Source organism: Cupriavidus sp. 2TAF22, from assembly GCF_052115045.1.
Classification (GTDB): Bacteria; Pseudomonadota; Gammaproteobacteria; order Burkholderiales; family Burkholderiaceae; genus Cupriavidus.
In genome coordinates this window covers 74,955-99,498 of sequence record NZ_JBFRFX010000005.1, presented here as the reverse complement: position 1 = coordinate 99,498, position 24,544 = coordinate 74,955, and the positions used below count along the sequence as shown (strand labels likewise).

General features: G+C 69.0%; 22 protein-coding genes. 9 read left to right on the top strand and 13 right to left on the bottom strand.

Features of this window, described 5'->3' with window-relative positions; genetic code table 11:
* The first annotated feature begins 325 nt into the window (after nt 1-325).
* On the top strand, nt 326-1,645 hold the full coding sequence (gene lplT / locus AB4Z48_RS08250) for a lysophospholipid transporter LplT (RefSeq protein WP_441613425.1): 1,320 nt from the start codon (nt 326-328) through the stop codon (nt 1,643-1,645).
* A 50-nt stretch (nt 1,646-1,695) separates the two neighbouring features.
* Here the strand turns inward: lplT and AB4Z48_RS08245 are convergent, their stop codons facing one another.
* The 4 genes from AB4Z48_RS08245 to tsaB form a co-directional block, all read right to left on the bottom strand.
* The gene (locus AB4Z48_RS08245) at nt 1,696-2,991 is read right to left on the bottom strand and encodes a DUF1853 family protein (protein WP_441613424.1); all 1,296 of its coding nucleotides are present in this window, start codon (nt 2,989-2,991) and stop codon (nt 1,696-1,698) included.
* Nucleotides 2,972-3,910: a uracil-DNA glycosylase family protein gene (locus tag AB4Z48_RS08240; RefSeq protein ID WP_441613423.1), complete on the bottom strand. Its 939-nt coding sequence runs from the start codon at nt 3,908-3,910 to the stop codon at nt 2,972-2,974. The genes AB4Z48_RS08245 and AB4Z48_RS08240 overlap by 20 nt, the downstream gene beginning before the upstream one ends.
* Nucleotides 3,907-4,392 (bottom strand): ribosomal protein S18-alanine N-acetyltransferase, encoded by a 486-nt coding sequence (gene rimI, locus AB4Z48_RS08235; protein ID WP_441613572.1) that lies wholly within the window; start codon nt 4,390-4,392, stop codon nt 3,907-3,909. The genes AB4Z48_RS08240 and rimI overlap by 4 nt, the downstream gene beginning before the upstream one ends.
* Nucleotides 4,393-4,472: 80 nt before the next feature.
* Nucleotides 4,473-5,243, bottom strand: coding sequence for a tRNA (adenosine(37)-N6)-threonylcarbamoyltransferase complex dimerization subunit type 1 TsaB (gene tsaB, locus AB4Z48_RS08230; protein WP_441613422.1), 771 nt, complete (start codon nt 5,241-5,243; stop codon nt 4,473-4,475).
* Between the two features lie 195 nt (nt 5,244-5,438).
* Here tsaB and AB4Z48_RS08225 point away from each other — a divergent pair, with 195 nt between their 5' ends.
* Nucleotides 5,439-5,708, top strand: coding sequence for an acyl-CoA-binding protein (locus tag AB4Z48_RS08225; protein WP_441613421.1), 270 nt, complete (start codon nt 5,439-5,441; stop codon nt 5,706-5,708).
* A 30-nt stretch (nt 5,709-5,738) separates the two neighbouring features.
* Here AB4Z48_RS08225 and AB4Z48_RS08220 read toward each other — a convergent pair whose 3' ends face one another.
* Nucleotides 5,739-7,151: a DHA2 family efflux MFS transporter permease subunit gene (locus tag AB4Z48_RS08220; protein WP_441613571.1), complete on the bottom strand. Its 1,413-nt coding sequence runs from the start codon at nt 7,149-7,151 to the stop codon at nt 5,739-5,741.
* Nucleotides 7,152-7,234: 83 nt separating this feature from the next.
* A complete protein-coding gene (locus AB4Z48_RS08215) occupies nt 7,235-7,705 on the bottom strand; it encodes an SRPBCC family protein (protein ID WP_441613420.1) in 471 nt (156 codons plus the stop codon).
* Nucleotides 7,706-7,824: 119 nt separating this feature from the next.
* Between AB4Z48_RS08215 and AB4Z48_RS08210 the strand changes: the two genes are divergently transcribed.
* Entirely contained in the window at nt 7,825-8,523 is a 699-nt protein-coding gene (locus AB4Z48_RS08210; RefSeq protein WP_441613419.1) for an SGNH/GDSL hydrolase family protein, read from the top strand.
* Nucleotides 8,524-8,629: 106 nt separating this feature from the next.
* Nucleotides 8,630-9,103, top strand: a complete 474-nt coding sequence (locus AB4Z48_RS08205; RefSeq protein ID WP_441613418.1) for a VOC family protein — start codon at nt 8,630-8,632, stop codon at nt 9,101-9,103.
* A gap of 45 nt (nt 9,104-9,148) precedes the next feature.
* Here the strand turns inward: AB4Z48_RS08205 and AB4Z48_RS08200 are convergent, their stop codons facing one another.
* Nucleotides 9,149-10,633, bottom strand: a complete 1,485-nt coding sequence (locus AB4Z48_RS08200; protein ID WP_441613417.1) for a VWA domain-containing protein — start codon at nt 10,631-10,633, stop codon at nt 9,149-9,151.
* Between the two features lie 326 nt (nt 10,634-10,959).
* On the opposite strand from AB4Z48_RS08200, the gene AB4Z48_RS08195 reads away from it, so the two are divergent.
* Genes AB4Z48_RS08195 through AB4Z48_RS08175 form a run of 5 tightly spaced genes read left to right on the top strand, consistent with a single transcriptional unit; the run spans nt 10,960 to nt 17,698 of the window.
* A complete protein-coding gene (locus AB4Z48_RS08195) occupies nt 10,960-12,147 on the top strand; it encodes an acyl-CoA dehydrogenase family protein (protein WP_441613416.1) in 1,188 nt (395 codons plus the stop codon).
* 57 nt (nt 12,148-12,204) lie between these two features.
* The gene (locus AB4Z48_RS08190; protein ID WP_441613415.1) at nt 12,205-13,452 is read left to right on the top strand and encodes an acyl-CoA dehydrogenase family protein; all 1,248 of its coding nucleotides are present in this window, start codon (nt 12,205-12,207) and stop codon (nt 13,450-13,452) included.
* A complete protein-coding gene (locus tag AB4Z48_RS08185; protein ID WP_441613414.1) occupies nt 13,449-14,801 on the top strand; it encodes an LLM class flavin-dependent oxidoreductase in 1,353 nt (450 codons plus the stop codon). Before AB4Z48_RS08190 ends, AB4Z48_RS08185 begins: the two co-directional genes overlap by 4 nt.
* Before the next feature lie 24 nt (nt 14,802-14,825).
* Complete coding sequence (locus tag AB4Z48_RS08180; RefSeq protein ID WP_441613412.1) at nt 14,826-16,211, top strand: LLM class flavin-dependent oxidoreductase; 1,386 nt, start codon at nt 14,826-14,828, stop codon at nt 16,209-16,211.
* Nucleotides 16,208-17,698 (top strand): SidA/IucD/PvdA family monooxygenase, encoded by a 1,491-nt coding sequence (locus AB4Z48_RS08175; protein ID WP_441613411.1) that lies wholly within the window; start codon nt 16,208-16,210, stop codon nt 17,696-17,698. Before AB4Z48_RS08180 ends, AB4Z48_RS08175 begins: the two co-directional genes overlap by 4 nt.
* Nucleotides 17,699-17,732: 34 nt before the next feature.
* On the opposite strand, the gene AB4Z48_RS08170 is transcribed toward AB4Z48_RS08175, so the two are convergent.
* The 6 genes from AB4Z48_RS08170 to AB4Z48_RS08145 all read right to left on the bottom strand — a co-directional run bounded on the left by AB4Z48_RS08170 (nt 17,733) and on the right by AB4Z48_RS08145 (nt 24,138).
* Nucleotides 17,733-18,323 carry an OmpA family protein gene (locus AB4Z48_RS08170; RefSeq protein ID WP_441613410.1) on the bottom strand — a complete coding sequence of 197 codons (591 nt, stop codon included), beginning with the start codon at nt 18,321-18,323 and terminating at the stop codon, nt 17,733-17,735.
* A 114-nt stretch (nt 18,324-18,437) separates the two neighbouring features.
* Nucleotides 18,438-19,220 (bottom strand): S1 family peptidase, encoded by a 783-nt coding sequence (locus tag AB4Z48_RS08165; RefSeq protein WP_441613409.1) that lies wholly within the window; start codon nt 19,218-19,220, stop codon nt 18,438-18,440.
* Between the two features lie 19 nt (nt 19,221-19,239).
* A complete protein-coding gene (locus tag AB4Z48_RS08160) occupies nt 19,240-19,710 on the bottom strand; it encodes an RT0821/Lpp0805 family surface protein (RefSeq protein ID WP_441613408.1) in 471 nt (156 codons plus the stop codon).
* Between the two features lie 55 nt (nt 19,711-19,765).
* Nucleotides 19,766-21,553 carry a protein kinase domain-containing protein gene (locus AB4Z48_RS08155; RefSeq protein ID WP_441613407.1) on the bottom strand — a complete coding sequence of 596 codons (1,788 nt, stop codon included), beginning with the start codon at nt 21,551-21,553 and terminating at the stop codon, nt 19,766-19,768.
* A 24-nt stretch (nt 21,554-21,577) separates the two neighbouring features.
* On the bottom strand, nt 21,578-22,414 hold the full coding sequence (locus AB4Z48_RS08150) for a protein phosphatase 2C domain-containing protein (RefSeq protein ID WP_441613406.1): 837 nt from the start codon (nt 22,412-22,414) through the stop codon (nt 21,578-21,580).
* A gap of 20 nt (nt 22,415-22,434) precedes the next feature.
* Entirely contained in the window at nt 22,435-24,138 is a 1,704-nt protein-coding gene (locus AB4Z48_RS08145; RefSeq protein WP_441613405.1) for a trypsin-like peptidase domain-containing protein, read from the bottom strand.
* Nucleotides 24,139-24,544 lie beyond the last annotated feature (406 nt).

Sequence of the window (24,544 nt, the reverse complement as noted above, 5' to 3'; positions counted from 1 at the left end):
GCACAGACGTTATTTGAACACACTCGAAGAATCATTTAGGGAATCGCAGCGCATCTGCGCTGTCAAACCGGCGGTCCGCAGATGCTCGGAAACGCCCTACTTTCGTGTTATAAAGCCGGACGTTCCGGCCATGTTTTAAAAGTGATGCAATATGTCAAACAGGGTCAGGCGGTTTGCGCGACACTCGGAAGACCGGCATGGGCATCACTTTGACAGCGGTGCGGGCCCAGGTTCCCTACAGGTAATGACAGTGGCAATGACAGCGCCCGGCAGCGTGCTGGCGCCCGTCTTGCAAGGCTTGAGCGATGGAGAAAGAGTCCAAAGTATGAAGAAGGGTTTTTATACCATCATGGCGGCGCAGTTCTTCTCCTCGCTGGCCGACAACGCGCTGCTGATCGCCGCCATTGCCCTTCTTACCGAACTGCACTCCCCGCAGTGGATGACGCCGCTGCTCAAGCTGTTCTTCGTGCTCTCCTATGTCGTGCTGGCCGCCTTCGTGGGCGCCTTCGCGGACTCCATGCCGAAGGGCAAGGTGATGTTCATCACCAAYACGATCAAGATTGCCGGCTGCGCGATCATGATGTTCGGGCTGCACCCGCTGCTGGCCTACGGCATCGTGGGATTCGGCGCCGCCGCCTACTCGCCGGCCAAGTACGGCATCCTCACCGAACTGCTTCCCCCGGAAAAGCTGGTCGCCGCCAACGGGTGGATCGAAGGCCTCACGGTAGGCTCGATCATCCTGGGCACGGTGGTCGGCGGCGCGCTGATCTCCGTGCATATCTCCAAGATGCTGCTCGGCTTCGACGTGCCCTTCGTGGACACCGGCATCAACACCCCGGCCGAGGCCGCCATGGTGGTCATCATGCTGTTCTACGTGATCGCCGCCATCTTCAACCTGTTCATCCCGGAAACCGGCGCGCGCTATCCGCAGCAGGAAAAGAATCCGATCAAGCTGATCGCCGAATTCGCCGACTGCTTCACCGCGCTGTGGCAGGACAAGCTTGGCCAGATCTCGCTGGCCGTGACCACGCTGTTCTGGGGCGCTGGCGCCACCCTGCAGTTCATCGTGCTGAAATGGGCCGAGAAGTCGCTCGGGCTGAACCTGTCCCAGGGCGCGCTGCTGCAGGCGGTGGTGGCCGTCGGCGTGGCGGTCGGCGCGATCCTGGCCGCCATGCGCATTCCGCTGCGCAAATCGCTGTCGGTGCTGCCCTTCGGCGTGGCGATGGGCGTGGTGGTGATGCTGATGGCCTTCTACACCAAGCACAGCCTTCCCGAGATCTCGTTCGACGTGCTCGGCATGCACATGCCGCTGTACATGGCCATTGCCTATCTGTTCCTGATGCTGGTGGGCGGCATGTCCGGCTACTTCGTGGTGCCGATGAACGCGCTGCTGCAGCACCGCGGCCATGTGCTGCTGTCCGCCGGCCACTCGATCGCCGTACAGAACTTCAACGAAAACGTCTCGGTGCTGCTGATGCTGTGCCTGTACGCCCTGCTGATCAAGCTCAACGTGCCCATCGGCATCGTCATCGTGGCGTTCGGGATCTTTGTCTGCGTCACCATGGTGCTGGTGATGCGCCAGCACCGCTACAACGTGCGCAACTTCAACTCGCTCGCCATGATCGGCGAGGACAAGCACCACTAGCACCACTAACACCACTGACGGCCGTCGCCCCGCGGCGCGGCCGCGGGCGGCTATTCCGGCAAGGCTGCAACGCGTTGCCGCGCCCGCTCCTCCCAGCCCGGCGGCACCACGAAGCCGCGCGAGCACTCGCGCCACAGCCCTGGCGCGCTCGCTCCGGCAGGTTCCAGTTCGCACAGCATCACCGGCGCCTCGCGCCGCCAGACCTTGTCGTGCTGGGTTTCGGCAAAGCGTTGCGCCAGCGCTTCGCGCACGGCCTCGAGCGGCTCCGTGTGGGCCTGGGCGACCATGGCCGGCGCCATCCAGGCCGAGCGCGGCAGGCGATACCAGCGCGAGCCCGTGCGCGTGGCGGCCCACGCCGACCAGTCCTGCAAGGCGGACCACCAGCCATGCAGGTGATCCGGCGCAATGCCGAGGTCGCGCACCCCGGCGGGGACGACGCCGTTGCGGTAGAACAGCCAGCCAAGCAGGTAGACCTCGCTGCGGTCCACGGTGCGCCCCAGCAGCGCCAGCGCCTCGGGCGCGCGCGACAGCGGCAACTGACGGTGGACCAGATGGCCGAGCTTGTCGCCCAGYCTGTCCACCAGGTTGGGACCGACGAAATGATGCAGGCGCGGCGGTGCGGCGTCGCCGTGCCCCGCCGAGGCGTCCGGCCCGACCAGCAGGTAGAACTTGGCCGCCATTTCCCAATGGACGGTCGCCCCGCTGCGCGTATCGCGCCAGACGAAGTCGAGTTCGCCCAGCGTCTGCACACCGTGCGCGGCGGCGCGGCGTACCGGCAGGTTGGCCGCCAGCAGTTCCAGGCCGGCAGTGTGTTCGAGCGTGAACTGGAGCAGGCGCTCGGCATGGCGGCCCAGCCGCAGGCTGGGCGCATGCGCGGGGCCACGCGCGCGCGGATGCTCGCGGCCCGCCGCCAGTTCGGCGATGGTCAGCGGCAGCGAGGCCGGATCGGCGCACAGCAGCCAGCGCTGCCAGGCGGCCAGCGCGCCATCAGGCCAGTGCGCCAGGCCAGCGGCGATATGCGCGGCCGGCGTATCCGCGCTGGCGCCCTGGACGATGCTGCCCGGACTGCCGTCGGGGACACCGCCGAGAGCGCCGCCGACGCTGAGATTTCCGTTGAAGTTGCCGTTGATGCTGCCATTGACGTGACCGTTGATGGCCCCATCGGCCCCATCGCTCCCATCGGTCCCGCCGCCCACATGGCCGGCCGGCAGGAACGCCAGCAACGGCGGCGACAGCGAGCACCACGCCAGTTCGCGCAGGCGCTGCGAGACGGCATGGCGCCACAGCGACGCCATCTCGATGGCGCCGCCGGGGCTCAGCGCGGCGTCAGGCCTTGGCTCCCGCACGGGCATGCACCTCGCGGGCCAGGCAAAGGTCTTCCCAGGCACGCGCCTTGTCGGTCAGCGTGCGCAACAGGTAGGCCGGGTGATAGGTCACCACCACCGGAATGCCCTCGTAGCTGTGGACACTGCCGCGCAGCTTGCCGATCGGCGTGGTGGTACGCAGCAGCGACTGCGCCGCGAAACGCCCGAGCACCACGATCAGCTTGGGCTGCACCAGCGCGATCTGGCGGCGCAGATAGGGCTCGCACTGCGCCACTTCGTCCGGCTCGGGATTGCGGTTGCCGGGCGGGCGGCATTTCAGCACATTGGCAATGAAGACATTGCGCCCGCGCGCCAGGCCGAGCGCGCCCAGCATATTGTCGAGCAGCTTGCCGGCCTGGCCGACGAAGGGCTCGCCCTGCTTGTCCTCGTTCTCGCCGGGGGCTTCGCCCACCAGCATCCATTCGGCCTGGCGGTCGCCGACGCCGAATACGGTCTGGGTACGATGGCCGCACAGGCCGCAGTCGGTGCAAGCCGAGACGCGCGCCGCCAGCGCTGCCCAGTCGAGCCCGGCGATGGCGGCGGCGCGCGCATCGGCGCCGGGCGCCGACGGCAGCGCCGGCACCGGCGCGAAGGCCGTCGCCGGCTCCGGCGTGGGTTCCGGCTCCATCACCGGCTCCATCACCGGTTCCGCCTCCGGCTGCGGCGCTACGGCCCGCGGCCCGACGGCAGGCTCCGCCAGGGCACGGGGCGCCTCCGCACTGGCAGCGGGCGCCCCCTGGACGATGGCTTCGGCCGCCATGTCCGCCACGACGGCGGCAGGCGGCGCCGCCAGATCCGCATCGGCCTCCACCAACGCCTCCTGCGCCGCGGCCGGCGCGCGGCGCAGCACCCACTCCTCGCCGATGCCGAGTACCTCGAGGAACCTGGCGCGCCGRCTCATGGCTGGGCCTCCGAGGGCGACCATGCGCGGCGCAGCACCAGGGCATCCTCGCGGACCTGTCCGGCCGCGGGGTAATAGCCCTTGCGCCGCCCGATTTCGGCAAAGCCCGCCTGCCGGTACAACTCGATCGCGCCGGTATTGGAGGGCCGCACTTCCAGCAGCATGGTGTGCAGGTGATGCGCGTGCGCCGTGGCCAGGGCGGCGGCCAGCATCAGCCGGCCTAGCCCGTTGCGCTGATGCACCGGGTCCACGGTGATGTTGAGCAGGTGCATCTCGTCGACGACCGGCATCAGCACGGCGTAGGCGATCAACACGCCGGCCGGGTCGCGCAGGGTCATGCCGAGATGGCCGGCCTTGACGGAATTCTCGAAATTGCCGCGCGTCCACGGATGGCTGTAGGCGCGCGCCTCGATCTGCGCCACCGCCTCTACGTCGAGCGCGCTCATGCGCCCGATCACCCAGCCGGCGCCCAGCGACGGCATCACCGGCACTTCCGGCCATGCGGCGGCGGCCGGCGCCGGCTGCGCGGCGACCTCGGCGGCGGGCTCGCTGCGGCGCGCGCTCACGGCCGCTCTCCCGCGGCGGCCAGCGCGGCACGCTGCTCGGCGATGGCCTGGCGCTCGGCAATGGTCTGGGCGACCTTGTCGCGCAGATAGATCGGCATGGCATCCTCCGGCGCGACAGTTGCGTTGCGCGCCAGCGCGCGCAGGGCGATCGATACCAGCGCCGGCGCAGCGGGCAGCGCGTCGGGCACGCTGTGCTGCGCCAGCGCCGCGGCGGCAAGGCGCTCGCCGAACACGGCGGCGGCGTTGCCGGCCAGCCAGAACGGCGCGGGCGGCAGGCTCACCGCTTCCGGCGCGCACACCTGCATTTCAGTGACGGGCTGCCATTGCTGCGCGGCATCGTCCCAGCGGAACGCACCTGCGTAGGCTTCATCCATGCGGGCATCCAGCGCCACCAGCACCGGGATGCCGGGCGGCAAGGCGGGCAGCCCCGCGCCGCCCAGGCGCACGCGTTCGGCGCAGGCCATCAGCGAATTGACGGGCACGACCGGCAGGCCGGCGCCAAAGGCCAGGCCCTGGGCCACGCCGCAGGCGGTGCGCAGGCCGGTAAAGGAGCCAGGCCCGGCGCCGAAGGCGATCGCTGCGCAGTCAGCCAGGGCAATGCCGGCCTCGGCCAGCAGTTCGCCGGCGGCCGGCAGCACGCGCGAAGACGAGCGCGGGCCGGTATGTTCATGACGCACCAGGCACTCCAGGGCGCCGCCATCGGCAATGCGCCCGAGCGCGACGGAGCACCACTCGGTGGAGGTTTCAACAGCAAGAATCCAGGACATGGCGAGATTGTATCCGTTGCGACCTCAAAAGCTGAACTTGCGCGGTGGCCGATCTGCCGGGATCGCCCGCGCGGCGGCCGGACCGAAGGCTTCTTCGGTTTCTTTCGGCTCAAACGCACGGTGCCGGGAGATATCATCGCGCTGTCCCGGGGCTGCTCCCGGCCCCTCGCCCCAGAAATCATCCAGGAGAACCCCATGAGCGACCTGCAGGCACGCTTCGCCCAAGCCCAGCTCGACGTCAAGCAACTGGCCGAGCGCCCCAGCAATATGACCCTGCTGCGCCTCTACGCGCTGTTCAAGCAAGGCAGCGAGGGCGATGCCCATGGCGACAAGCCCGGCATGACCGATTTCGTCGGCCGCTACAAGTTCGAGGCCTGGGAAACCCTCAAGGGCACCAGCCAGGAAGAGGCGATGGAAAAATACATCGCGCTGGTCGAAGAACTGCGCAGCGGCGCCACCGCCTGAGTGCGGGCCGGGGCTGGCGCCCCGGCCCCGCTAGCCCGGCGCGGCCGGCAGTTGCCGCGGGCGGATGCGCCAGGCCGCCAGGATGGCCGTGGCAATCACCAGGCCCACCGCCAGAAAGGTCTCGTCGAAGGCGCGGATGCGCGCCGCGGGATCGCCCTCCGGGCCCAGCACCGCGCCCTGCGCCGCCAGCCGCCATTGCAGTCCTACGCCCGCCAGGCTCACCCCGATGGCGCCGCCCAGCTGCCGCAGGAAGTTGATGCAGCTCGAGCCCTGCGCGATCAGCGAGTAATCCACGCCGCGCATGGCGCCCAGCGTCAGCGACGGCAGGATGCAACCCAGCCCGATGCGCCCCAGCACCGCCCACGCCACCAGCAACAGGTAAGGCGTGGCCTGCGAGCCCAGGGCCATCAGCAGGAAAGACGCCGCCAGCAGCGCAAGCCCGAACGACACCTGCCGGTGCGGCGCGACGCGGTTGATCAGCCGCCCCGAGGCGGCGATGGTGAGGGCCAGCGCCAGGCCGGCCGGCAGCAGCACCAGGCCGGCCCGCGACGGCGAATAGGCCAGCGCCATCTGCATGTAGACCGGCAGCAGGTAGGTCGAGCCGAACAGCCCCGCTCCGTAGATGAAGGCGACCACCGCGCCGGCGGCGAACTGGCGGTAGCTGTACAAGCGCATGTTCATCAGCGGATGCTGCGCGCGCAGCTGCCACAGCACGAAGACCACCAGCAGCAGCACCCCGAAGCCCGCCAGCGCCAGGCCCGCCGCCATGCTTTCGCGCAGCTGCACCAGGCCGTTGAGCAAGCTCACCGTGCCAATGCCGGCCAGGCCCAGGCCCTGCCAGTCGAGCGGCTTGCGCTCGCCCATCATGGCCGAGTCCACCGCCATGAAGCGGCGCGCCATGAACAGGCCGATCAGCGTCAGCGGCACCACCACGAAGAAGATCGAGCGCCAGCCGAAGGCCTCCACCAGGAAGCCGCCCACGCTCGGGCCCAGCGCCGGCGCCAGCACCACGCCGAAGCCGAACAGGCTGACCGCGCGGCCCTGCTCGCGCTCCTCGAATACCCGCAGGATGAGGATATTGGGCAGCGGCTGCAGGATGCCCGCGGCAATGCCCTCGGCCACCCGCATGGCGATCATCACTTCGTAGGACGGCGAGAAGCCGCCGACCAGGCCACCGGTGCCCAGCAGCAGCAGGCTGCCCACAAAGGTGCGGCGCAGGCCGTAGCGGTTGAGCAGCCATGGGGTGAGCAGCATCGACAGCGTCATGGCGATCATGAAGCTGGCCGCCACCCACTGCGCGCGCTCCTGCCCCAGCAAGAAATGCTTGCTCAGGGCGGGCACGGCCACATTGACGATGGTCGACGAGATGATCGACGAAACCGTGCCCAGCATCAGCGTCATCAGCACCAGCCAGCGCAGCCGGTCCCCATAGCGTGCGCGCAGCGTGGCCCGCGTCGGCCCGCCGGCCGGCTCGCCCGCCGAGCCGCCCGAAGGTCCGCCCGCGGCGGGTGGCGAGGGCTGCGCGCTCACCCCAGGCGCCCGGTGGCAGCCAGTTCGCGGATCTTGCGTACGGTGTCGATATCAGCCTCGTGATAGGCCGACTTGACGATCTCGGCGTAACGGTCGTCGCCGCTCGCGTCCACCGCCGGCATGGTGGTTTCGTAGACAAAGCGCAGCAGCAGCGCACCGGGTCCCGGCGTCTCGATCGCCATGGTCAGGGAGCCGCCGGCGTGGTCGGCGGTGGCCGCGGTCTCGTAGCGCACCTGGCGGCGCGGCGCGAAAACCACCCGATCGCGGATCGAAGCCTTGCCGAAGTGCAGCACCCGCACGACGTAGTCCTCACCCCGCTCCACGATCTCGGCACGGTCCAGGCCCAAGACGAACAACTCGGGCTCGCTGGTACGCAGCACCAGCCCTTGCCATAGCTGATCCGGCGTCAGCGTGTCCAACTGGATATTGTGTGGATCGTTGATCTCCACAAGGTGCTCGAAACGCAACTTTCCTCTCCCGATCTATCGTTAGCCGATATTATGAAGGCTCCGCGTCAAGGTCTACAGCAAAACTTCCCCCTCCCGCACATCCTCGCCCCCGACCCCGCCGCCTCCGGAGCCCATCCATGAACCAACCCATCATCGAACCCGCCATCGACGCCGTCGATCCGCTGCAGGTCCTGGTGTATGCCGATTCGCTGTCGTGGGGCATCGTGCCGGGAACGCGCCGCCGCCTGGCCTGGCCGGTGCGCTGGCCCGGCCGGCTCGAGCTTGCCCTCAACGGCTCCGCCGGCCAGCGGCCGGTCCGCGTGCTGGAAGACTGCCTCAATGGCCGCCGCACGGTCTGGGACGATCCCTTCAAGCCCGGGCGCAACGGCATCCAGGGCCTGGCCCAGCGCATCGAGATGCATTCGCCGCTGGCGCTGGTGATCCTGATGCTGGGCAGCAACGATTTCCAGTCCATGCATGCGCACAACGCCTGGCACGCCGCGCAAGGCGTCGGCGCCCTGGTCGACGCCATCCGCGCCGCGCCCATCGAGCCGGGCATGCCGACACCGCCCGTACTGGTGCTGGTGCCGCCCGCGATCACCACGCCGTGCGGGCCGCTGGCGCCCAAGTTCGCCGGCGGCGAGCACAAATGCGCGGGGCTGACGCAAGCCTTCGCGGAAGTCTGCAACACGCGCGGCTGCAAGTGGTTCGATACCGGCAGGGTGATCCGCAGCAGCGCGGTGGACGGGGTGCACCTGGATGCCGGCGCCCACCTGGCGCTCGGCGACGCGCTGGCGCCGGTGGTTCACAACCTGCTGGCGCCGCTGCGCGCCTGAAGTGTCCCGGGGGGGCGCCCGATGCAACACTCCTGACAGTACATGTCAGGAGCGCCGGCGCACAATCGCGGCTCGATCACGCCCCCAACACGGGCAGGAGACTGCGATGCAATTGCTGATCCAACTCGATGTCGACGACCTCGCGCGGGGCATCGGCTTCTACGAGCAAGGCCTGGGGCTGAGCCTGGCGCGCACGCTGTCCGGCGGCGCGGTGGCGGAGATGCTGGGCGGCGGCGCGCCGATCTACCTGCTGGGCGGCCGCGCCGCGAGCTGGCCCGGCAGCCGTGGCAGCGCGAGCCGCACCCCGCGCAGGCAATGGACCCCGGCGCAACTGGACTTCGTCGTGACCGACCTGGAGGCGGCCATCGAGCGCGCGCTGGAAGCCGGCGCCGAACTGGAAGACTGGCCGCAGGATTTCGCATGGGGCCGCCAGGCCCTGCTGTCCGATCCCTTCGGCCACGGGCTTTGCCTGGTCGAGTGGAACGCCCGCGGCAACGAAGCCGGTGCGGGCGGCCGGCCAGTGATGGCGGCAATGCCCGCGCGACCCGGGATGGCGCGGGACGCCGCCATGTCCGGCTGAGGCGCGCGGCGGGATTGCCCCTGCGCGCGCCTCCCCGCTACATCGTCAGCGGATCTGCAGGTCGCGCCTGACTTCCGCGCTGCCCTGCCTGACGGTGATGGTCAGGACATCGCCGCTCACCGGCGGCGTGGCCAGGCTGGCCAGGTACTGGAAGCGGATGCCGGTCTGGATGCTCTGGAACAGTCCGGCCAGGTCGGTGCCCTCGACGCGCTTGTACTCGCCACCGGTATCCGCGGCCATCTTCTGCATCTCGGGCTCGTTGACGTCGCCGCGCCTGCCGAACGCTACCGTGTAGAGCGGCACGCCCTTGCCCTGCGCCGCGCGGATGACGCCGTCCGGCGCGTAGGGCGCGACGTTGTTCTGGCCATCGGTCATCGCCACCACGATGCGGCGTGCGTTGACGCCGGCATCGAGCAGATCGAGGCCGGCCTGCGTGGCGCCGTAGAACGCCGTGGTGCCRCCATAACGGTAGCTGTTGCGGACCCGCCAGTCGCCGGTGGCGGGATGGACCGGGTCGGCCCCGCTGCCGTCATAGATCTGCGACGCGCGGTTGTACAGGTCCACTACCGGGCGCAGCGCGGCGATGTCCTGCGTCAGGCCGCTGGCGCTGAAGCGGTAGCCGGCCACCGCCGCGCCGCCGCGGGTCCACGTGTAGTAGCGGTCCAGGTTGGCGTCGTCGATCGTCTCGACCTTCTGGTCGAAGATCACCACGCCGGCTTCGTCGGCCGCGCTGCGCAGGCCGTCGAGCAGCACGTGCCCGGCCGCGCCGGCGATCTGCAGCGCGCTCTTGCCGGTGTTGCCGATCAGGGTGCCCATCGAGCCGCTGGCATCCATCACGATCGCCACGCTGGCGTTCTGCGCCGCGCTGGCGCCGTACGACAGCGAGCCCAGCGGCAGCGCGGTGCCGGCCACGGCGAACGCGAAGTCCGGCGCGGCCAGCCCCAGTACAGCCTTGCCGGTCTGGTCGTCGGTCACGGTCAGCGCCACCTTGCCGCCGCCCAGGTCCTGCACCACGCTGAGCACATAGGCCGCGTTGGCCGGCAGCGCCGACACCGGTGGCTTGCCTGCGCCCGCGCTGGCGATGAACGACGAGAGCGGGCGGCTGACCGGGCCCAGGCCGGCGGGCTGGGCATGCGCCTGCACGGCGGTCTCGGGCACGTTGCCGGCGAAGCCGCCGCAGGCATCGGTGGTCAGCGTGCCGACCACCGTGCCGTCGGCGCTGGCGAAGTGCACGTCGAGCGCGGCGAGCGGGTCATACCCGTCAGGCACTTCCGGACAGGCAGCGCTGGCGGGCGTGCGCAACACCGTGCCGGCCAGGCGCACGATCATGGCGCCGCGCGCGGCCGTGCCCTGCGGCTGCACCAGCACGCCGGCCACCGCCACGGTCTTGGGGACGGCCGGCGTGGACGGGGCCGCGGGACCGGAGCCCGCGCCGGGCGTGCCGGCGGAGGTGTCGTCGTCGGAGCCGCCGCAGGCGGCCAGTACCGCCACTGCCAGCACGCTCAGCATGGCATGTCGAAATTCGCGCATCGATTCTTCTCCTGAAAAATGCGGTCGTTGTTCTGCCGCGATGGTTCCATCGCCGGCGCGACAAAAGGCTCGGACGGATTTGTTTGAATCGGCGGAATCGTCCGGCGATGGTGACAAAGGGAACAAAGCTGGCCCGCTTGATCTTGCGCAACGGATCGATCCGGCCAGTGCGCTATGGCCACGCGAACGACGCGCCAAACGGATAAGCAAGCGCGCATTGCTTCGTTGGTGACGCAGGCGGCTTGTTCTATCGTGTCTCGGGTGCAAGAAACTCCAGCCCGCGCGGCGAGCCTTCGCCGCCCCAACACGCAATCCGCGCATATCGCATGACCTCCTTCGGCCCGGATCTGAACGATCCCTTCGTGGCCCGCGCAGTGAAGCTGCGCGAAGCCTTCCATACCGATGCCGTTGCCCGCGACAAGGCCGGCGGGCGTCCCACCGGACAGATCCGCCTGCTCAAGGAAAGCGGCCTGCTGTCGGCTGGCATTCCCGCCGCGTTCGGCGGTGGCGGCGCGTCATGGCTGTCGCTGCTGCGCGTGGTGCGCGAGTTCGCGCGCACGGACGGCTCGCTGGCTCACCTGTTCGGCTATCACCATCTTCCCGTGCACACCGTGCGCGCACGCGGCACGCCGGCGCAGCAGGCGCGTCTGCTGCATGCCTCGGCTTCCGGGCAATGGCTGTGGAGCAACTCGGGCAACGCCTTGTCGAAGACGTCGGCCGCGCAGCGCGCGCCCGGCGGCGACGGCTGGCTGGTCACGGGCTTCCGGCCGTTCTCGAGCGGCACCCATGTGGCGGACGTGATCCAGCTGGCGTGGGAGAACGAACTCGGCCAGCGCCTGACCGCCGTGATCCCGGCGGAGCGCGCCGGCATCCGGATCGAGGACGACTGGGACGGCATCGGCCAGCGCCAGACCGGCAGCGGCACGGTGACCTTCGACAACGTGCTGGTGCGCGACGACGAACTGCTGGGCCGTGCCGACGACGCGCTCACGCCGTTCGCCTCGCTGGTCACGCTGCTGCAGCAAAGCGTGCTGCTCAATGTCTTCGTGGGCGCTGCCCAGGGCGCGCTCGACGAAGGCAGCGCCTACACGGCGACGCAATCGCGCCCGTGGATCCACTCCGGCGTGGAGCGTCACGTGGACGATCCCTGGGTCCAGCGCAAGTATGGCGAGCTGGCCATCCGCACGCTGGCGGCCACCGAACTGGCCGACCAGGCGGCGCGCACGCTGGACGGGATCTATGTCCATGGCACGGCGCTGACGCCGGAGCAACGCGGCCGCGCCGCCATCGACATCGCGACCGCCAACCTCTACGCCGGCGAGACCGGGCTGGCCGTGTCCAGCGATATCTTCGAGGTGATGGGCGCGCGCTCGGCCACCAATGCGAACGGCTTCGACCGCTTCTGGCGCAACGTGCGCACGCATACGCTGCACAACCCGGCCGAGTACAAGAAACGCACGGTGGGCACCTGGCTGCTGACCGGCGAATTTCCCTCGCCCGCCATCTATCGCTGATTGCGCYTATCCCGTTGACTTCCGCCGGCTGCGCCAGCCGGCTTCAACCGAGTCCCCATGTCCGCCAACGTCGCCTACCTCCATGCGCCGGCCGATGCCGCGCCCGCGCTGTTCGAACCTGACCGCAGCAACCCGTTCATCGCACGCGCCGCCGCATTGCGCGACCGCTTCGCCGAGGACGCCATCGCGCGCGACCAGGCCGGCGGCAAGCCGGCCGAACAGATCCGCCTGCTCAAGGAGCACGGCTTGCTGGCGCTGCTGCTGCCGCGCGAATACGGCGGACAAGGCGAGCGCTGGTCCACAGTGCTGCGCATCGTGCGCCTGTTCGCGCAGGTGGACGGCTCGCTCGGCCATCTGTTCGGCTATCACTACAGCAGCCTGCTGAGTCCGCGCCTGCGCCGCGCGCCGGAGCAGGCCGCCAGCCTGTGGCGCCGCTCGGCCGAAGGCAACTGGTTCTGGGGCAATACCGCGAACAGCTTTTCCAGGAGCCTGTCCGGCCGCCGCGACGGCGAGTATTTCGTGCTCGACGGCTACCGGCCCTTCACCTCGGGCTCGCACGTGGCGGACTTCCTCGCCATTGCATGGGAGGATGCCCACACCAATGAACGCCGTTTCGCCGCCATTCCCGCCGACCGCGCGGGCATCGTGATCGAGGACGACTGGGACGGCATCGGCCAGCGCCAGACCGGCAGCGGCCGCGTCACCTACCGCGGCGTGCGCGTGCACGAAAGCGAGGTGCTGGGGCCGCCGGTGCCGCTCGACCCCACCAGCGCGCCGGCAGAGCCGTGGCGCACGGTCACGCCGCTGCAGCAGCAAAGCGTGCTGCTCAACGTGTTCATCGGCACCGCGCAGGGTGCGCTGCGCGCCGGGCGCGAATACACGCTGGGCCAGTCGCGCCCGTGGGTCCACTCCGGCGTCGAGCGCCATGTCGACGACCCGTGGGTCAAGCGCCAGTACGGCGAGCTCTGGGTCAGGACCCAGGCCGCCACCGCGCTGGCCGACCGCGCGCTGGCCGCGCTCGACCAGGTGGCGGCGCGCGGCGAGGCGCTCACGGCCGGGGAACGCGGCGAAGCCGCCGTGGCCATCGCCGCGGCCAATGCGCTGGCCGGCGAGGTGGCGCTGCAGGTATCGAGCGAGATCTTCGAGCTGACCGGCGCGCGCTCGGCGGTACGCAAGTTCGGGCTGGACCGCTTCTGGCGCAACGCGCGCATCCACACGCTGCACAACCCGGCCGAGTACAAGACCCGCAATGTGGGCCGCTGGATGCTGGGCGAAGGCCATCCGCAACCGGGAACCTATCAATGAGCGCAACCTCGGCTTCGCGTCCGCGCCAGCTTCACCTCAATATCAACATCCTGCACTCGGGCTTCGTGCCCTCCGCCTGGCGGCTCGCCGACAGCGACCCGTACGCCTTCGCCGACGTGCGCCACTATGTGCGCGTGGCGCAGATCGCCGAGGCAGGCAAGCTCGATGCCGTATTCCTGGCCGACAACGCCGCCATCGTCGACCAGATCCACTTCCGCCCGGTCACGGCGCTGGAGCCGACCGTGCTGCTGGCCAGCATCGCGGCCGCGACCACGCATATCGGCCTGATCGGCACGGCCTCCACAAGCTACAACGAGCCCTACAACATCGCGCGGCGCTTCGCCACGCTGGACCATGTGAGCGGCGGGCGCGCGGGCTGGAACGTGGTGACCACGGCCGATGTGCCCTCGGCGCGCAACTTCGGGCGCGACGCCGCGCCCGACCACGCGCAGCGCTACGCGCGCGCGGACGAGTTCACCACGGTGGTCAAGGCGTTGTGGGATAGCTGGGAGGATGACGCCTTCATCGGCGACAAGGCCGGCGGGCGCTTTGTCGATGCCGACAAGGTGCAGCCGATCGCCCACCGCGGCGAGCACTTCAGCGTGCAGGGGCCGCTCAACCTGCCGCGCTCGCCACAGGGCCACCCGGTGGTGGTGCAGGCCGGCGGCTCCGCCGACGGGCGCGAGCTGGCCGCGCGCCATGCGGAGGCCGTGTTCTCGGCCTCGCAGTCGTTCGAGGAATCGCTCGCCTACGGGCGCGAGCTCAAGTCGCGCGCGCAGGCGCTCGGGCGCGGGCCCGACGCGGTGCAGGTGCTGGCCGGCCTGACCACCATCATCGGCGCCACCGAGGCGCAGGCGCGCCGGCGCCGCGACGAGCTGGTCGACCTGATCCCGTGGGACTACAGCCTGACGCGGCTGGCCGGCACGCTCGGCATTGCGCCGGACCGCCTCAAGCTGGACCAGCGGCTGCCCGACAATCTCGCGCTGCCCGCCGGCGGCAACGGCAACCACACCTTCTTCAACGCCACCCTGGCGCTGGCGCGTCGCCATGGCTACACCGTGCGCGAACTGATCCGCGAGCTGGCTGGCGGCGGCGGGCACCGCGTGATCGTCGGCACCCCGGAGCAGATCGCCGACGACATCGGGCACTGGTTCCGGCACGGCGCCGCCGACGGCTTCAACCTGATGCCCGACGCCCTGCCCGGCGGGCTGCAGGATTTCGTCGACGGCGTGGTGCCCATCCTGCAGCGGCGCGGCATCTTCCGCACCGCATACGAAGGCAATACGCTGCGCGACCACCTCGGGCTGGCGCGCCCGCAGGGCCGGCAAGGCACGCGCAAGGCCGCCTGACATTCAACCCAAGGACCAACCATCATGGCTCAACGTAGCGGTTTCCTCAGCCTGGGCGCTTTTCTCTACCCCAGCGGCCACCACATCGCCGCCTGGCGCCACCCCGACGCCAAGGCCGATGCCGGCATCGACTTCAAGCACTACGTGGCGCTGGCGCAGGCCGCCGAGGCGGCCAAGTTCGACCTGATCTTCCTTGCCGACGGCGTCGGCACGCGCGGCGACGACGTGGAATTCCTCAGCCGCACCGCGCACAGCTACCAGGCACAGTTCGAGCCGATCACGCTGCTGTCCGCGCTGGCCGCGGTGACCGAGCGCATCGGCCTGGTCGGCACCGCCTCCACCAGCTTCAACGAGCCGTATCACATCGCCCGCAAGTTCGCCTCGCTCGACCATATCTCGGGCGGGCGCGCCGGCTGGAACCTGGTCACCTCGTCCAGCGAGCACGAGGCGCACAATTTCAACCGCGAGCACCACTTCGCGCATGCCGACCGCTACGAGCGCGCCGCCGAGTTCGCCGACGTGGTCGACGGCCTGTGGAACAGCTGGGAAGACGACGCCTTCCTGCGCGACAAGGCCAGCGGCCGCTACTACGATCCGGCGCGGCGCCATGTGCTCGGCCACAAGGGCAAGCACTTCTCGGTGCAGGGCCCGCTTAATGTCTCGCGCACGCCGCAGGGCCATCCGGTGGTGGTGCAGGCCGGCTCGTCCGAAGCCGGCAAGGAACTGGCCGCGCGCACCGGCGAGGCGGTCTTCACCGCGCAGCAGACCGTGGAAGACGCGGTCGCGTTCTATGCCGACGTGAAAGGCCGCCTGGCGAAGTACGGCCGCGAGGCCGACGACCTGAAGATCCTGCCAGGCGTGTTCCCGGTGGTGGGCCACAGCGAAAGCGAGGCACGCGAGAAATTCGAGCAACTGCAGTCGCTGATCGATCCGGTGGTGGGCCTGGCGCTGGTGTCCGGCCTGAGCGGCGGCTTCGACCTGTCCGGCTACCCGCTCGACGGACCCATCCCCGAGCTGCCCGAGACCAATGCCAGCAAGAGCCGCCAGCGCCTGGTGATCGACCTTGCGCGGCGCGAGAACCTGACCATCCGCCAGCTCTACCAGCGCGTGGCCGGCGCGCGCGGCCACTGGCAACTGGTCGGCACGCCGGCACAGATCGCCGACCAGCTCGAAGAGCGCTTCCGCAAATACGGCGCCGACGGCTACAACATCATGTCGCCGGTGCTGCCTGGCGGGCTGACCGATTTCATCGCGCTGGTGTTGCCGGAGCTGCGCCGCCGTGGCCTGTTCCGCACGGATTACGCGGGCACCACGCTGCGCGACCACCTGGGCCTGAAGCGCCCCGTGCATCCGGCGCGCGCCGCCGGTGCCGCCACGACCAACCAGAACATCGCTGCCATCGCCGCATGACCGACCCGACCTCCACCGCCCGGGCGGGCGCATCGCCCGACCCTGATTTCCTCGCGCGCGAAACGCTGCGCCTGCTCGGCCCCGCGCCCGACGACTGGGTGCCCGGCCATGCCGGCATCGACCACAATGTCGCCATCATCGGCGGCGGCCAGAGCGGCAGCGCCTATGCCTTCGCGCTGCGGCGCGCCGGCATCGGCCGCGTCACCGTGCTCGACGCCGCGCCGGACGGCGCGCGTGCAGGTGTGTGGCGCACGCGCGCGCGCATGCAAAAGCTGCGCACGCCGAAGAGCCTCGTCGGGCCTGAACTCGGCCTGCCGGGGCTCGGCTTCCAGGCCTGGTACGAAGCCCGCCACGGCGCGCAGGCCTACGCCGCGATCGACCGCATCCCGCGCCTGGCCTGGGGCGATTATCTCGACTGGTTCCGCGGCTTCCTTGGCGTCGAGGTCCGCTATGGCACGCGTGTGATCCGCATCGAGCCCGTGACCGGCAGCGCCGTGCCGCACTTCCGCCTGCACCTGGAGAGCGACGGCCAGACGCGTATCGAAACCGCGCGCAAGGTCATCCTTGCCAGCGGCGTGGCCGGCAACGGCGCACCCTTCGTGCCCGCCGCGCTCAAGCCGGCCGTGGCGGCGGGGCTCGCCGCGCACACCGCCGACGCCATCGACTTTGCCGCGCTGCGCGGCAAGACCGTGGCCGTGCTCGGCGCCGCCGCTTCCGCCTTCGACGCCGCCGCGGTCGCGCTCGAAGCGGGTGCCGCCGCCGTCCACCTGTTCGCGCGGCGCGGCCACATCGCCGCCACGCCGGTCTCGCGCATCCGCGCCTATCCCGGCCTCTACGACAACTACCACGCCCTGCCCGACGCCACGCGCTGGGAACAGGCCCTGCGCTACCGCCGCGCCGGCTCCACGCCCCCGGCCGATTCGGTCGAACGGGTGCTCGGGTTCCCGCAGTTCCACCTGCACCTGAACGCGCCCTGGACCAGGGCCGACGTCGACGCGGGACGCATCGTCACGCAGGTACGAGGCGAGGTGCTGCGCTTTGACTTCGCGATCGCCGGCACCGGCTATCTCGTGGATCCTTCCGCCCGGCCCGAACTGGCCGACATCGCGCCACATGTCCTGCGCTGGCGCGACCGCTACCAGCCTCCGGCCGATGCGCGCGATGACGAGCTGGGTGCGTCGCCCTACCTCGGCAGCGGACTGGAGTACCTCGAGAAGACACCGGGCAGCGCGCCATGGCTGCGCGATATCCATGTGCATAACCCGGGCGGATTCGCCAGCACCGGCGTGCCGCTCGGCGACGTGCCCAGCATGCGGCGCGATATTCCCGGCGCGGTGGCGCGCATCAGCCGGGATCTGCTGCTGGCGGACCTGGCGCTGCATGAGCTGCGCATCCGCGCGGATGTGCCGGCGGATTTCGGGCCGGAGCTCTACGCGAGCGCCGTGCGCAAGGCTGCCGACGAGGATACGCAAGCCGCCGCCGCGTGAGGGTGGCGGACGCTGCCGGCCCGGTGCGCGGCGCTCAGTCCTTCACCGTGACGATGGTCACGCGCCGATTCTCCGGCGCTGAGGGATTCTGCAGATTCATCGGTTCGGCGGAGCCCTTGCCGACCGGCGTCAGCCGGTCGGCGGCAATGCGCCCCTCCAGCGTGAGGTACTCCACCACTGCCGCGGCACGGCTCTCGGAGAGCTTCAGGTTGGCATTTGCCGGTCCGCGCGGGTCCGCATGCCCTTCGACACGAAACTTGTACGGCGAGAGTTTTGCCGACTGCAGTCCGCGGGCGACCTTGCCTAGCGCGGCACGCGCACTGTCGGTCAGTCTCGATGAATTGCTGTTGAATGTGATCAGCAGCTGGGCGGACGGATCTTTCGCCGGGCTGGCGGCCTCCTGCGCCGCATAGACATCGCGATGCGTGATGCCGAGCGTCTCGGTCCTGGCGCTGGCATCCTGCGGCGTCAAGGCATTGGTGATGGCTTCCACGCTGATGTCCTGCTCCCGCATAAGGTTGTCGCCGGCGTGGGCGACAGGCCAGGCAGCCAGGATGCAGAGCGCAGTGAGCGACAAGCGCAGCAAGCAATGCATTGCGATCGTGACTTGCGTAGTCTTTGCCATGTTGGATCTCCAGAGATTTGCGCGTTTCCACGCCGGTGCGGCTCGCCGTCGCGATCGCCGCCAGTCCTCATCGGTTTCCAGTTTCCATATCCGTCGCCCCCCGCCAGAGCACGCCTATTCCAGGCATTGGACGAGAGCCGAAATCTGGCGCAGCCTTGCGCCCGGCTTCATTTCCGGCGCCTGGGGCACGACAGGCGCCGGCGCGCCCGGCCTCGCATCGACGAACCGGGCAAGATCCTGCGCGCAGACCGCAACGCTGAGTTCCGGGTTGTCCGTGTACCGCCCCACGATCATGCCGAGCAGCGCCCCCTGTGCGTCGACGACCGGGCCTCCGCTGTTGCCCTCATGCAAGGCCGCGCGCAGCACCAGCAGCCGGTGGCCCCTAGGCTGGGCGGTGCCGCGCACGTCTCCGCGCGTCATGACAGGCACGAGCGGCGACGACGGCGTGAGACCGAAGCCGATCGTATAGACCGACATGCCTTGATGGACGGAAACGGCGAGAGGCCGCGCAGCCATCTTCACGGCACGGTTGGTTGCGAGCAGTGCCACGTCCAGCTGGTCGTCGATCGCCACCAGGGAGGCGGGCATGCTCGCCATGTCGCGCGGCCAGACGTTGATCCGCTGGCAGCCGCGAACGACGTGCGCGCTGGTGAGCATGTCGCCTGACTGGGTCACGAAGAACGCCGTACCGCTGCGCAGCATCCCCTCGTGGCCCTTGCCCTTTGCACCGGCATGCTTGCCGGCACCCGCGGCTTTCATGTCGCCGCCGAGATGCCCGATGTCGACCGATCCGGTGCGCTGCGCTTGCGCGCACGCAGGCCAGATGCCGGTCAGCGTCAGGGCCAGGGCCAAGGCCAGCAGCAGGCACAAGCGCAGGGCGCGTTCGCGTCGGTCCATGGTCAGATCCGGGAAATCGCTAGGGGTTGGCAAGCTCCCACTCCCCGTTTGCGTTACGGCATGCCCGCGAAGACTGCTCGTATGTCTTTCCTTCCTTCACATAGGTCTCGTTGAATTTCCGGCACGTCTGGGCAGTCGGTGACTTCGTGTACCCGGAGAGCGGCTTGATGGTGCCGGAGTTCCCCGTCTTCGCGTTGCGCCAGGTCTTGGGCTGGTTGTTCTCGCTGGTCTGCAGGGCTTGCTTGAGCGCGGCCTGGCGCGCTTCGCGGTCGCGCTCGTCCATCTCCCGGCCAATGATGCCGCCAAGCAGCGCACCGGCCATGCCGCCGGCGACAATGGCGCCCGCGTTGCCATGGCTGAAAAGCCCACCGAGCGCCGCGCCCGTGCCGGCACCGATGAGCGCGCCCGACGTGGTCTTGTTCATGCCGCTCGAATCGCCCGTCGCACACCCCGCGATCGCGCTGGCCACCGCGGCGCAGCCGATCGCCATAGTCCATCTGTTCATCGCATCTCCCTTTGACGATCAGGCGCGATCGCCCCAATGACTACATTGCCCAGACCCCGGCGCGAGCACGTCGTGCCTCCTGCTCGGCAGTGGCATAGCGCGCCGGCGCGCCGTCCCTTGTGCGAGCCCAGCCATTTCTGAGGGCGTGCTCGCCGATGTCTTCTCCGCCCGCGAAGCACTGGAAGGCCTTGTCTTTTGCAAAACACTGAAGCTGGTTGCCCTTGCCTTTGAGGTACCGCTGCATGGCCTGGGCCGGCTTGCCGTCTTCGCCGTGTATGGAGGACAGGTTGACGATCTTCCCGGAGACGATCAGCGCGCCCGAATCGAGCACCTGGGCGACCGTTCCCTCGAGGTCCGGCCTGGCTTGCGATGCCGGACTGCCACCGTTCTGTCCTGCCGGGGGGGATGCCGGGTTCGCCGGGGCCGGCGGCGTCGGAACCAGGGCGATCGGCGGGAGATTGATCGGCTGCTCCTGCGCCGGCGGCTCGGGTACGGATACCTGCGGCCTCGCGCTCGCCGCCGGCGGGGGCGACTGGGGCTGGTCTTGCGAATGTCGCGTCAGTGCCATGAGGAGGATGCCCGCGCCGATGACCAGCCCGGCGGCAGCCGCGCCGAGGCCGATGACGCGCGAGCGCGGGCGCGCCGGCGGCGGCTCCGGCCTGATGGCCGTGCCGGGCGCCGGAGCATGCGCGGCTGGCCGGGACTGCGAGGCGAAAGCGGCCGGCGGAGGTACCGGCGGTGCCGCGGCGCGCGCGGTGCCTTGCGCGGAATCGGCATGGCCGGGCAGCCGCGCTCCCGGGAGCAGGCTCGGGTTCGCCCGCGTGCTCATGCTGGGATTCGCGATCGTGCTGACGCCCGGGTCCGGGTTCGGGTTGGCGCTCGTGCTGGTGCTGGTGCTCGTGCTCGTGCTCGTGCTCGTGCCTGTATATATCGCGCCTGCGACAAGGGTTTCCTGAAGATCGAGCGCGCTGTAGGTCTGAAGCACGCCGTCGCGCACGATGTCGGGCGCATCCGCAAGCAGCGGCGAAGCCCCCAATGCGCGGCCAAAGTCTTCTGCCGTGAAGAACCGTTCATCAGGAGCCTTGGCAAGCGCCTGCATCAGCGCGCGCTCGATGCCGGGGTCGAGGTCCGGGCACCATGCGGCCAGTGGCGGCGGTACCGTCTCCACCTGTGCGCGGATCAGCTCATAGTCGCTGGTCGCGTTGAACGGCAGTCGCCCGGAGATGAGTTCGTACAGCACCGTCGCCAGGCTGTACAGGTCACTGCGGCCGTCGCCTTCGTGGCCGCGCAGTTGCTCCGGCGAGGCGTATGCGAGCGTGCCGACGACATCGCCTTGTTGCGTGAGGCGTTGCGAACCCTGGATGCGCGCAATGCCGAAATCCATGATCTTCAGCGTGCCGCTGTCCGTGAGCATCAGGTTGGACGGCTTGATATCCCGGTGAATCACGCCCATCTTGTGCGCATAGCGCAGGCCCATGATGGCCTGGATGACCACCGCGAGGCTGTCGCGCACGGGAAACTTGCCAATGCGCTGCAGGATCGTCTCGAGCGTGTGCCCGTGCACCAGCTCCATCACCATGCACATGGTGTCGCCATCCTTGAACAGCGCATACAGCGTGGTGATGTTGGGATGGTTCAGCTTGGCAAGGCTGGTCGCCTCTGCGCGAAAGCGCTCCAGGAATCCCCTGTCGAGGCTGAACTCGGGCCTCAGGGTCTTGATGGCCACCTCGCGTTCGAGCTCGGTATCGAAAGCGCCATAGACTTCGCCGATCCCGCCACGTCCAAGCAGGGTGCGGATTTCGTAGTGGCCTATCTGCCGGACTGACATGGCGAATCCATCAACCCATTGCGTTCAGAAAGCGCTGGTCTCGCGCGTCGAGCGAACCGGCGCGCCGCCCGCGGCCGGTTGCTGCTGCACGCGACAGATCGCGACCGATGCGTTATCCACCCCTCCCGCCATGCGGGCCAGCTCTATCAGTTTCTGGCAGGCGTCGACCGGCTCGAGCGTCATGATCACCGATGCAATCGTCGCGTCGTCGATCTGATCGCTAATGCCGTCGGTGCACAGCACCAGGACATCGTCGTGCGCCAGCGGAAAGCCATCCGGTGAAACGACCGGCTCCTGGCCCGGCGTTCCCAGCGCCCGCAAAAGTACATTCTTGTCGGGGTGCCTGCTTGCCTCTTCCGCCGTGAGCAGCCCTTCACGGTACATCTCGCGGACCAGGGAGTCGTCCTCCGTCAATTGCCGGAATTCCCCCTGGCGAAGGAGGTAGATCCGGCTATCCCCGACGTGGGCGATATAGGCGAGGTCGTTGACGATGGCAAGCGCGCTGCAGGTGGTTCCCATGCCATTGCAGCTCGGGTCGGCGGCGGCATGTTCCCCGATCGCCCGATTGGCGATGACAAAGGCGTTTTTCAGCGCATCCGTGGGCGGGCCCGGATTGCGGTAGTACTCGCGAAGCACCGTACGCAGCGCGATCTGGCTCGCCACTTCACCTGCCGCGTGCCCGCCCATGCCATCCGCCACGACGGCAAGCGCACCGGCACGCGCATAGGGATCGTCCTCGCGTGGAATCATGCAGCCGACCGCGTCCTCGTTCAGGCTGCGCACGCATCCTGCGTCGCTGAGCATCGCGCACCTGACCATCAGCCGGGATCGATCTTCTTGGCGAGCCTGGTCGGCGCACATGGCGAGCTTCCCCGTTGGACTCAGTTAAGCAGCAGGTCAAGTCCGTACTTGATCGGGACCGCGAATGTCACGCGCTCATCGCCCATCGAGCGGGAATAGGTGAACAGCCCGATCACCTTGCCGTCGCGGTCGAACACGGGGCCGCCGCTGTTGCCATGGCCGGTCGCGGTGACCGTGAGCTGGTAGACATCGCCCAGGTCATCGTAAGTCTGGACGTTCTTCTCGGACTTGACCGTGTCGCCGACCTTCGCGATGATGCCCTCCGTCACCGTGGGCTGCGGAATCAGTTCAACGAAATTGGCGATATTCCCGCCTTCGCTCGACTGAACGATGGCGTGCTTTTCCTCGGATATGCCCGGATAGCCGAGCACGGTCACCCGCTCGCCCACGCGCGGCCGCGAACCGACCGAGGCAAGGTTGATCGTGGGCAATTTCCGTGTCGCGTCGATCTTGATCTCCGCTACATCTGCTTCGGCGGAAGACTTGACCAGTCGCGCCTCGATGCTTTCCCGCGTGTCGGGGAAGCGCACCGCCAGGCTTTCGTTGCGCCCTTCGAGAACGGCCAGGGACATGGGGCCAAGCGCCATGCCCCCCGGCACGGCGAAGTTCGGCCTGATCAAGCGCACCGGGTGGTCGAAGTCCCAGCCATTGAGATGGCGGTAGGCCTTCGGGTTGATGCGCGCCATGCTGACTTCGCCCTGGCCGCCCGTGGAGATCCGGATCAGGATGCCGCCGCTCGCGTCGAAGTCCATCCAGCCCGGCACCTTCCATCCTTGCGCGACGTGCTTGTTGGTCAGGATGAAACCCTGGTCCTTGACCACGAAGCCACTGCCGCGTCCGCCCACCTCGATCGGGATGCCACGATGGTCATCGTCGTCCGTCGTCAGCCAGCGCTGGACGGGATTGCTGTCGATCTGGATAAAGCACGGAAGCCGCAGGTTTTCGACGATGCAGATGCGCTGATAGACCTGGCGGCCCGTACTCTTGTCCACGATGTGCCAGCGGGCCTCCACGACCACCGTCGCTCCGCCGAATTCCGCGATGATTGCCTCGGGGCTTTTGCCGAACAGGATTCCGAAATGCGCAAACGCGCCGACCACGATGGCTGCCAGCAGGGCCACGGCGCCCGCGCCGATGATCACCCTGCGTCCGATGGAGCGCCGTTCCTGATTCATCATCCGCAGCACGGTTTCTTTGCCCACGCGATCATCCGTGGCCCGGGCCGGGCCCGCCGGCGGCTGGCCACCCCGGGCTTCCTGCATCGCACCGTCGTGCGCGCTGGCGCGCCCCGTCGAGGGGACCGCGGCGGCAGGCGCGGCCGCGGGCTGGGCCATGCGCGTTTCAGCTACCGCTTTCGCGTTCAGGCGTGTCGGCGCGGGAGCCGACGTGGGCCGGGGCTCCAGGTCGAATGTCAGGCGCGGTCCGCCTTCGCCCAGTTCGATGGTGTCGCCCGGCGCCAGCTGCGCCTCGTCCTTGACCGGGTGGCCGTTATGGAACGTGCCGTTGCTGCTGCCCAGGTCGACCAGCATATAGCGGGCCGGCCCCTCTTTCCTGATCTCGATGGCGGCGTGCTGGCGGCTGACCAGGTCGTCGCGCTGCGGGTCGAAGGCGACGGTAGCGGCCGGATCGCGGCCAAGGATCAGCTTGTCGAAACGGTCTGCCTCGAACTGCTCGATCTGGTGCGCCTTCGAGCCGGACAGATGCGTGATGATGATGCGGGTCATCCCGGTCTCCCTGCTGGTGCCCGGGTAGCGTTTCCAAGGCCATCGATATCGCGAGGATGGCCGGGGCCGGAGCTGGCTCTTGTTTTTCTCTGCCTGCGTTCGGCCACACCGGCTGGCGCCCGTGCACGCACGGCGGGAGGCGGCAAAGCCTCGCCCCGCCCCATGGCAATGGAACGCAGGCGAAACATGGACAAACGCGAGGACCGCCAACGCATATGCGCCCCTGAACGGTGCCGGCGCGCCTCGTCCGAGCGCACTGCTGGCAGCCTTCCCCCCGGGCACTCGAAATGCGCTTTTTGGCGCTGGATGTGACGCTAAAGTGGTTCTTCTCGAAAGAGTATAGGTAATGCGCAATGGCTTCGCAAAAGCGCGAACCGCCCCGCAAGCCACCCCGGAAAGCCACTGA